The sequence below is a fragment of the Vibrio sp. 2130-1 genome (genome assembly GCF_033339515.1).
On the sequence record NZ_JAWOUT010000015.1, the window covers coordinates 102,660 to 111,097 of the forward strand.

Genomic DNA, 8,438 nt, shown 5'->3' on the forward strand with positions numbered 1-8,438 from the left:
AAAGAGATTGGTTGCGGGGGCCGGATTTGAACCGACGACCTTCGGGTTATGAGCCCGACGAGCTACCAAGCTGCTCCACCCCGCGTCCGACTTGCTGAGCATTATACTCGCAAACAAGTGATTTACAAGTTTGTAAATACATGGTGCCGAGAGAGGGACTCGAACCCTCACACCTAAGGCACTAGCACCTCATGCTAGCGTGTCTACCAATTTCACCATCTCGGCATCAAAACCTTACAGCTTATTGAGGAATTTCATCACCCGCAGGGGCAGGAACTTCACTCGCTGCATCCTTAACTTGTTCGACAACTGGTTGACCTAACGTTGGGTCTACCCATTGTGATTCAGTCTGGTGCGTAGACATACGACCAAGTAACAAGCTAACGATAAAGAATACGGTTGCTAAAATAGCAGTTGTTCGGGTTAAGAAATTACCTGAGCCGCCAGCACCAAACACTGTGTTTGAAGCACCAGCACCGAACGAGGCTCCCATATCTGCGCCTTTACCTTGTTGAATCAACACAAGGCCAATCACACCAAGCGCTGCCAACAGGTAAATCACAAGTAGAACTGAAAACATTTTTTCCACCTATGTTCCAAATTGTTGAGCCAGCGCCGTTCAAAAGAACAAATCATAATGAACAAGGCTAGCGACCTCCTAACGGGAGGCGGAGCAATACTAGCGAAAGCCAGTAACGCTGACAAGGGAAAATTAGTAAAAAATCAATGCCAATGCGTTAAGCGCTCAAAAAAAGGGCAAAAGATGCCCTTTTCATTCAAGACATGCTTTAACGCAATGATTAACAACTTGCTTTAACAGCCTCAGCGATTTTCAATGCTGAGTGTTGAACTAGTTCACCATCTTCGCCTTCCACCATAACGCGGATCAAAGGCTCAGTGCCAGACTTACGCAGCAGTACACGCCCTTTATCACCAAGTGTCGCCTCTACTTCAGCGACAGCGTTTAATACAGCTGTAGCTTCAAGAGGGTTACTTTCTCCTGAGAAACGGACATTTTCTAAAACCTGAGGATATAATGTCATTCCTTGCGATAGTTCATATAAAGACATATCGCTGCCAATTACAGAAGCAAGTACTTGAAGTGCAGCAACAATCGCATCGCCGGTTGTGACTTTATCTAATAAGATCACATGGCCTGAGTTTTCAGCACCAATTTTCCAACCTTTTTCTAGCAGTTGCTCCATGACATAACGGTCACCAACAGCAGCACGTACAAACGGAATGCCTAGCTGCTTTAAACCATTTTCCATACCCAAGTTAGTCATTAGTGTACCAACAACACCACCCTTTAGCTCACCACGACGAAGTGCATCACGAGCGATGATATAAGCAATTTGGTCACCATCAACTTTGTTACCTAGGTGGTCGACCATAATGATGCGGTCACCATCACCATCAAATGCGAGACCAAGATGCGCTTGCTCTTCAACAACACGCTGTTGAAGAGCTCGTACGTCTGTTGCGCCCACTTTTTCATTAATGTTGATGCCGTTAGGCTCTACGCCCATAGCGATAACTTCTGCCCCAAGTTCTTTGAAAACATTTGGAGCGATGTGGTACGTTGCACCGTGCGCACAGTCTACTACGATCTTAAAGTTCGCAAGGCTCAACTCAGATGGGAAAGTACTCTTACAGAATTCGATGTAACGACCAGCTGCATCATTTAGGCGGGTTGCTTTACCAAGCTCAGCAGACTCCACACATTCAATTTCTTTATCTAACTCAGCTTCGATCGCCAATTCGATATCGTCAGGTAGCTTAGTACCCTCAGAAGAAAAGAATTTAATGCCGTTGTCGTAATATGGGTTATGTGATGCAGAAATCACAATACCAGCCTCGGCACGGAAAGTCTGAGTTAAATATGCCACAGCTGGAGTTGGCATGGGACCAGTAAATGTTGCTTTAAGTCCCGCAGCTGCAAGGCCAGCCTCTAGTGCAGATTCAAGCATATAACCTGAAATACGTGTATCTTTACCTATGATAACTTTCTTTGTGCCTTGTTTCGCTAGTACACGACCAGCAGCCCAGCCAAGCTTAAGTACGAAGTCTGGAGTGATTGGGTATTGTCCTACTTTACCGCGCACACCGTCAGTACCAAAGTAACGTCTTTCATTCGACATAAACTTTCCTTTATTATTTTTAAATATTGTTTTTCGTCATCTCAACAACTTTCATTGCTTCGATTGTCTCTTCAAAGTCATGCACGCGAATGATCTGCGCGCCTTTCATCGCGGCAATCGTAGCACAAACGACACTTGCGTTCGTACACTCTGCTGCTGGCTTGTCTAACAGTTTGAAGATCATGGATTTACGAGACATGCCAGCCAAAATAGGCAGGCCGAATTCATGAAACTTTTCAAGATGAGCAAGCATATGATAATTGTGTTCGATTGTTTTGCCAAAGCCAAACCCAGGATCGAGAATCAGTTGAGATTTATCAATCCCTGCAGCTTCACACGCCGCGATACGTTCTTCTAGAAAAGCCGACACGTCCCCCATTAAATCATCATAATGAGGGTCAACTTGCATGGTCCTAGGTTGACCTTTCATATGCATCAGACAAATTGGAAGGTTTGCTTCTGCTGCGACTTCCAGAGCGCCTGGCTCTTGCAGCGAACGGATGTCATTGATCAAATCAGCCCCAGCATCAATTGCTTGACGCATCACTTCTGCTTTACTGGTGTCAACGGAAATCCACACATCATACTTTTCACGAATGGCTTTGATTACTGGGACAACACGCCTAAGCTCTTCTTCCAAAGACACATCCGGTGCACCAGGCCTTGTCGATTCACCACCAACATCAACAATACTTACACCAGCCTTTATCATTTTATCAACTTGAGCAAGAGCAAGTTCAATTGAGTTGTATTTACCGCCATCCGAAAAGGAATCCGGTGTCACATTTAGAATGGCCATGACATGTGGACGCGAAAGGTCCAAAGATTTGTTATTTGCTGTAATCATCATCATAAACACAAAAACCCCGAGATAACTCGGGGTTTAATATTATCGATACTCTTTATTCAGAGTCTTTCTTTTCAGGCGCTTCGTTAGAAGTTGTTTCAGAAGAGCTAGGCTGTTCTACATCTTTCGCAGTCTCCGTTGCTTCTTCTTTAACTTCTTGCTTTGCTTGAGGCTTGTCGCTGTCTTCTGGTTTGCTTGCTGAGTTATCACTCCAGCCCGCAGGCTCACGAATTTCAGCTTTGCGCTCCATTAAGTCATCAATCTGGCGAGCATCAATGGTTTCATACTTCATCAGCGCATCTTTCATCGCATGCATGATATCCATGTTCTCTTGAAGAATCTTCTTCGCACGATCGTAGTTGCGGTCAATGATCTGACGAACTTCGTCATCAATCAACTTCGCTGTATCGTCAGACACATGTTTAGTCTGAGTTACACTACGCCCTAAGAACACTTCGCCTTCATCTTCTGCATACAGCAGAGGGCCAAGCTTTTCAGAGAAACCCCATTGAGTAACCATCTTACGAGCAATATCTGTTGCGCGCTCGATATCATTAGAAGCACCGGTTGATACTTTGTCAGCACCGTAGATAAGTTCTTCTGCTAAACGACCACCGTACAAGCTAGAAATCATTGACTCTAGGTGTTGGCGAGACATACTCACGCGGTCCTGCTCTGGAAGGTACATTGTTACACCCAACGCACGACCACGTGGAATGATAGACACTTTGTACACTGGATCGTGTTCAGGAACCAAGCGACCAACAATCGCGTGACCCGCTTCGTGGTATGCTGTTGACTCTTTCACTTCCTCAGACATCACCATTGAACGGCGCTCAGCACCCATCATGATTTTGTCTTTCGCCAGTTCAAACTCAACCATAGAAACGTTGCGCTTGTTACCGCGCGCAGCAAACAGTGCAGCTTCGTTAACTAAGTTTGCTAGGTCAGCACCAGAGAAGCCTGGAGTACCACGTGCGATGAGAGAAGGCTCTACATCACCCGCTAGAGGGACCTTACGCATGTGAACTTTTAGGATCTGTTCACGGCCACGTACATCTGGAAGACCAACTACCACTTGACGGTCAAAACGACCAGGACGCAGTAGCGCAGGGTCTAGCACGTCCGGACGGTTAGTCGCAGCGATAACGATAATACCTTCGTTACCTTCGAAACCATCCATCTCAACGAGCATTTGGTTTAGTGTTTGTTCACGTTCATCATGACCACCACCAACACCTGCGCCACGTTGACGACCTACCGCATCGATCTCATCGATAAAGATGATACAAGGTGCAGCTTTCTTTGCTTGTTCAAACATGTCACGCACACGAGATGCACCAACACCAACGAACATTTCTACGAAATCAGAACCAGAGATAGTAAAGAATGGTACTTTCGCCTCACCGGCAATGGCTTTCGCTAGAAGCGTTTTACCCGTACCAGGAGGACCAACCATTAGAACACCCGTTGGAATCTTACCGCCCAGTTTTTGGAAGCGGCTTGGATCGCGTAGGTAGTCCACCAGTTCTTTCACGTCTTCTTTTGCTTCGTCACAACCAGCAACGTCAGCAAAAGTTGTCTTGATTTGTTCTTCGCTCATCATTCGAGCTTTACTCTTACCAAAAGACATGGCGCCTTTACCACCGCCGCCTTGCATTTGACGCATGAAGAAAATCCATACACCAATTAGTAAGATCATTGGGAACCAAGAGATGAAGATAGTACCAAGCAAGCTTTGCTCTTCTGGAGGCGTGCCTTGTACTTTCACGTTTTGGTTAATTAGGTCATCTAGAAGCTTTTGGTCATACACTGGCATGTAAGTGACCATTTTGGCACCTCCGCCACGACGAACAAAGCTAATTTCACCGTCTTTAAAAGTTGCTTCTTGAATCTGGCCTTGGCCAACTTCCTGTACAAACGTGGTGTAATCCACGGTTCTGCCATTGCTTTCTCCAGGGCCAAAGCTCTGGAATACCGACATCAATACGACGGCGATAACAAGCCACAGAATTAAATTTTTTGCCATGTCACTCAAGGTGTAAGCCTCTCGATAACTAATTGTAATTAAAGGTAGGGTACTACAGTTCATTAACTGTAGCTATAGTGTTAACACGCTCTCAAGAGAGCAAAATGGTTAACCTTTGTAACCAGTGGCTACGACGAAGACCTCTCGAGAGCGAGCTCGCGATGAGTCTGGTTTTCTAATTTTTACGGCTTTAAACATGTCTCGGACTTCTTTCACATACTGATCGAAGCCTTCCCCTTGGAAAACCTTTACGACAAAGCTACCATTAGGCGCTAGAACTTGTCGACACATATCTAAAGCTAATTCAACTAAATACATAGCGCGAGGTTGATCAACAGAATTGTTTCCCGCGATGTTAGGCGCCATATCAGACATTACTACGTCTACCATGGAAGGTTGGATCCTTTCTAGCAAAGCTTCCAATACCGCATCATCACGAAAGTCGCCTTGTAAAAAGCTAACGCCAGCAATCGGGTCCATAGGAAGCAAGTCACACGCGATGATCTGACCACTGTCCCCTACTATCTTAGCAGCATATTGAGACCATCCGCCCGGCGCAGCCCCCAAGTCGACGACTGTCATTCCAGGCTTTAACAATTTATCTTTCGTTTGAATCTCATCGATCTTGAAATAAGCACGTGAGCGGTAGCCTTTTTTTCGGGCTTCATTCGCGTATTTATCATCAAAGTGTTCTTTCAACCAACGACCAGAACTAGCCGAATGTTTTTGTTTACTCATTTTAATCCCAACAAGGCACAAATTGGAGCTATTGTTTTAATAGGCGCTACCTATTACTCAATAAATTATAGTCTTCAGCAATAGATGGCGTTAAAATAGCTTTTTTCAACCCTTATTTTAAAGAAAATTGGCCGCGTAATGAACCTAAGCACCAAACAAAAGCAGCACCTTAAAGGCCTAGCTCACAGTTTAAAACCTGTTGTGCTAATGGGCGCAAATGGACTTACAGAAGCCGTGCTAGCAGAAATTGAAATCGCTCTTAACCATCACGAACTTATCAAAGTAAAAGTTGCTTCGGAAGATCGTGAAACAAAACAGCTAATCATCGACGCTATCGTACGTGAGACGGGCGCTGAAAAAGTTCAGACTATTGGTAAAGTGCTTGTGCTATATCGCCAGTCTGAAGAGCGTAAAATCGAAATCCCTCGTAAGTAACTCTACTTACGTTGCTGAAGAAAAAAGGTCGCCTGAGGCGACCTTTTTGCGTTTTATCAGAGTAGTAATGCTACTCCAAACGACTTAGATATATTCTACTCGGTCAATTTCGAAGTCTTTCGCGCCACCCGGAGTTTGAATAGCAACTTCATCGCCTTCCATCTTACCAATCAGGCCACGAGCAATAGGTGAGCTCACTGAAATGCGACCTGCTTTGATATCGGCTTCGTCATCACCAACGATTTGGTACGTTTTTTCTTCTTCGGTGTCAATATCAATCAAGGTTACGGTTGAACCAAAAATAACTTTACCCGTGTTCTCCATCTTCGTTACATCAATAACTTGAGCAACTGACAGTTTGTATTCAATATCACGGATTTGTGCTTCACAAATGCCCTGCTCTTCACGAGCGGCGTGATATTCAGCATTCTCTTTTAAATCACCTAGCTCACGAGCTTCAGCAATTGCCTCTGAGATCTGAGGACGTAGTTTAAGTAGACGATCGAGTTCTGCACGTAGCTTTTGCTCGCCACGTAGTGTCATTGGAACTTTTTCCATTTTATAACCTCAAGCCCAAATGGGTCTTTGGACAAAAAAAGCCCACCCTGTCATAGGACTGGGTAGTGCGCTTAAAGATGTATTTCGTTTAGTGTAAACAAACTCCCGGACGAAATCATCTTAATTCGAAAGACAGCAAGACTATGCCTTTTCGGCATAATGATATAACTCACTTTTAGAGCGGTTCTAGGGCGAATCACCTTCTCAATTTATTGAAAAACAACACTGTTCATTACACCAAAAACCTCAAAAAAGATAAAAACTAATCAATGTCAGGCCAATGTCATTGCCAATAATTTCAATCAAAAACAGTAAGTTAAATAAAAACAACGCACAATTGAACAGTGTTCATCAGTGGGATTTATATCATTTTACTAACTCATACGGAAACTTTAGCAGTAAAACATGTCCAGCGAGTTGTTAGATCAATGGCTTACAAGTGCGAACTATATCGCTCAATTAGCCAATTTTGGACCAACAACTTGTGAGAGATCACCTCTCCCCCATACAACAATGATTATGGACAGCTAACTAGGACAAATAAGATGAAAAAGACTCTAATTGCTCTTTCTGTATCTGCAGCAGCTATGGCAACTGGCGTAAACGCAGCTGAACTTTACAACCAAGACGGTACTTCTCTAGAAATGGGCGGCCGTGCTGAAGCACGTCTATCTATGAAAGATGGCGACGCTCAAGACAAATCTCGCATCCGTCTAAACTTCCTTGGTAAACAAGAAATCAATGACAACCTATACGGTGTTGGTTTCTGGGAAGGTGAATTTGAGACTGCTCAAAACGGCACTGTAGACGGCGACGACAAGAGCGATCTAGAAACTCGTCTTGCTTACGCTGGTCTTGGCGGTGCTTACGGTGAGTTCGCATACGGTAAAACTGAAGGTGCACTAGGCGTTATCACTGACTTCACAGATATCATGGCTTACCACGGTAACTCTGCAGCAGACAAACTAGCTGTATCAGACCGTACAGACAACATGATGGCTTACAAAGGCCAGTTTGAAAACCTAAGCGTAAAAGCAAGCTACCGCTTCGCTGATCGTATGGAAAACAAAAACACTGGTGAGTACTACGACAACAAACAAGACGGTTACTCTCTATCTGCAATCTACGCTCTAGCTGACACTGGTCTTGAGCTAGGTGCTGGTTACGCAGATCAAGACAAAGCTAACGAGTACATGCTAGCTGCATCTTACACAATGTCTGATCTTTACTTCGCTGGTGTATTCACTGACGGCGAGAAAATGGAAGATTCAAACAACAGTAACACAGTTGATTACACTGGTTACGAGCTAGCGGGTGCTTACACTCTAGGCCAAACAGTATTTACAACATCATACAACAATGCAGAAACTAACAACGAAACTTCTGCAAACAACTTCGCTGTTGATGCTTCTTACTATTTCAAGCCTAACTTCCGTGGTTACATTTCTTACAACTTCAACCTGATTGATGCAGGTGACAAGTTTGGTTCAACTGACACGAGCAAAACAGTTGCAACTAAGATCGATGCTGAAGACGAGCTAGCTCTAGGTCTACGTTACGACTTCTAGTTCCGGTCTTTGACTAGAATATCGAATGCCCGCTTTAAGCGGGCATTTTTTATTTTCAGCCCTAAACCACCTACTTCAGTAGGTGGTTATCATCCGTTTCGGCTTTGCCTGTAAAACTACTC

8 protein-coding genes and 2 tRNA genes are annotated in these 8,438 nt (G+C 44.4%); 2 read left to right on the forward strand and 8 right to left on the reverse strand.

The window, feature by feature from the left end:
• Positions 1-8: 8 nt before the first annotated feature.
• The 7 genes from R7Q09_RS19630 to rlmE all read right to left on the reverse strand — a co-directional run bounded on the left by R7Q09_RS19630 (position 9) and on the right by rlmE (position 5,755).
• Positions 9-85, reverse strand: a tRNA-Met gene (locus tag R7Q09_RS19630).
• A 56-nt stretch (positions 86-141) separates the two neighbouring features.
• Positions 142-225, reverse strand: a tRNA-Leu gene (locus tag R7Q09_RS19635).
• 16 nt (positions 226-241) lie between these two features.
• Positions 242-580, reverse strand: coding sequence for a preprotein translocase subunit SecG (gene secG, locus R7Q09_RS19640; protein ID WP_005380080.1), 339 nt, complete (start codon positions 578-580; stop codon positions 242-244).
• A gap of 220 nt (positions 581-800) precedes the next feature.
• The gene (gene glmM, locus R7Q09_RS19645) at positions 801-2,141 is read right to left on the reverse strand and encodes a phosphoglucosamine mutase (RefSeq protein ID WP_005388992.1); all 1,341 of its coding nucleotides are present in this window, start codon (positions 2,139-2,141) and stop codon (positions 801-803) included.
• Positions 2,142-2,160: 19 nt separating this feature from the next.
• Positions 2,161-2,991: a dihydropteroate synthase gene (folP, locus tag R7Q09_RS19650; protein WP_017820419.1), complete on the reverse strand. Its 831-nt coding sequence runs from the start codon at positions 2,989-2,991 to the stop codon at positions 2,161-2,163.
• A 52-nt stretch (positions 2,992-3,043) separates the two neighbouring features.
• Positions 3,044-5,017: an ATP-dependent zinc metalloprotease FtsH gene (gene ftsH, locus R7Q09_RS19655; RefSeq protein WP_031781272.1), complete on the reverse strand. Its 1,974-nt coding sequence runs from the start codon at positions 5,015-5,017 to the stop codon at positions 3,044-3,046.
• Between the two features lie 108 nt (positions 5,018-5,125).
• A complete protein-coding gene (gene rlmE / locus R7Q09_RS19660) occupies positions 5,126-5,755 on the reverse strand; it encodes a 23S rRNA (uridine(2552)-2'-O)-methyltransferase RlmE (protein WP_005388985.1) in 630 nt (209 codons plus the stop codon).
• A 138-nt stretch (positions 5,756-5,893) separates the two neighbouring features.
• On the opposite strand from rlmE, the gene yhbY reads away from it, so the two are divergent.
• Positions 5,894-6,190, forward strand: a complete 297-nt coding sequence (gene yhbY / locus R7Q09_RS19665; protein ID WP_005380066.1) for a ribosome assembly RNA-binding protein YhbY — start codon at positions 5,894-5,896, stop codon at positions 6,188-6,190.
• 84 nt (positions 6,191-6,274) lie between these two features.
• Here the strand turns inward: yhbY and greA are convergent, their stop codons facing one another.
• Positions 6,275-6,748 (reverse strand): transcription elongation factor GreA, encoded by a 474-nt coding sequence (greA, locus tag R7Q09_RS19670; RefSeq protein WP_005380065.1) that lies wholly within the window; start codon positions 6,746-6,748, stop codon positions 6,275-6,277.
• 545 nt (positions 6,749-7,293) lie between these two features.
• Here greA and R7Q09_RS19675 point away from each other — a divergent pair.
• On the forward strand, positions 7,294-8,316 hold the full coding sequence (locus tag R7Q09_RS19675; RefSeq protein WP_005380064.1) for a porin: 1,023 nt from the start codon (positions 7,294-7,296) through the stop codon (positions 8,314-8,316).
• Positions 8,317-8,438: the final 122 nt, after the last annotated feature.